Source organism: Streptomyces sp. SAS_281 (assembly GCF_052542855.1).
Genome location: NZ_JBMNDO010000257.1, coordinates 1 through 1328, shown reverse-complemented (window position 1 = coordinate 1328; position 1328 = coordinate 1). Strand labels below are relative to the sequence as shown.

Below are 1328 nucleotides of genomic sequence, written 5' to 3'. Positions count from 1 at the left end.
ACGGGCTCCTCAACCGCAGGCGCCTCTTCGAGGATCACGTGCGCATTCGTCCCACTCAGACCGAACGACGACACACCCGCCCTACGCGGACGACCCTCCGCAACCGGCCAGGCGACCTGCTCCCGCAGAAGCCGCACGTCGCCCGCCGACCAGTCCACCTCCGGCGACGGCTCATCCACATGCAACGTCGCCGGAAGCACACCCTCCCGCAACGCCATCACCATCTTGATCACACCCGCCACACCAGCAGCCGCCTGCGTATGACCGATGTTCGACTTAACCGAACCCAGCCACAACGGACGATCCTCCGCCCGCTCCTGCCCATACGTCGCCAGCAACGCCTGCGCCTCGATCGGGTCACCCAACCGCGTACCCGTACCGTGCGCCTCCACCGCGTCCACATCGGCGGTGGTCAGACCGGCCGCAGCCAGAGCCTGCTGAATGACACGCTCCTGCGACGGACCATTCGGAGCCGTCAGACCGTTCGACGCACCATCCTGATTGACCGCCGAACCACGCAGCACAGCGAGGACCGGGTGCCCGTTGCGACGGGCGTCCGACAGCCGCTCCAGCACCAGCACACCCACACCCTCGGAGAGGGCGGTGCCGTCCGCGTCGGCGGAGAAGGACTTGCAGCGGCCCTCCGGAGCGAGGCCGCGCTGGCGGCTGAAGTCGACGAACATGTCGGGTGTCGACATGACGGTGACACCGCCGGCCAGCGCCAGCGAACTCTCGCCGGAACGCAGCGACTGCGCCGCCAGGTGCATCGCCACCAACGACGACGAACACGCCGTGTCCACCGTCACCGCCGGCCCCTCAAGACCGAGCGTGTAAGCCACCCGGCCCGAGACGAGGCTGCCGCCACTGGTGACCGCCGCGTCGGCGCCGAGACCGTAGTCGTGGTACATCAGACCGGCGAACACACCGGTCGCGCTCCCCTTCAGCGACAGCGGGTCCACACCGGATCGCTCCAGCGCCTCCCACGACGTCTCCAGCAGCAACCGCTGCTGCGGGTCCATCGTCAGCGCCTCGTTCGGGCTCACCCCGAACAGACCGGCGTCGAACAGCGCCGCGTCCCGCAGGAAACCGCCCTCCCGCGTGTACGACTTCCCCGCACGGCCCACCTCGGGATCGAACAGACCGGCGACATCCCAGCCGCGATCGGAGGGGAACGCACCCATCGCGTCGGTACTTCGAGTGACCAGCTGCCACAGGCCCTCGGGCGCGGACACGCCGCCCGGGTAGCGGCACGCCATGCCCACCACCGCGACCGGCTCCCCCGCGCCCGCCCCCTCGGGGCGGGCGGAAGGGGCGCGCGTGGGCGGAAT

At 70.0% G+C, this 1328-nt stretch carries 1 protein-coding gene; it reads right to left on the bottom strand.

The window, feature by feature from the left end; genetic code table 11:
* Positions 1-1328 (bottom strand): type I polyketide synthase (locus ACN6LM_RS38015; RefSeq protein WP_445069984.1); only part of this gene is annotated, 1328 nt, incomplete at both ends.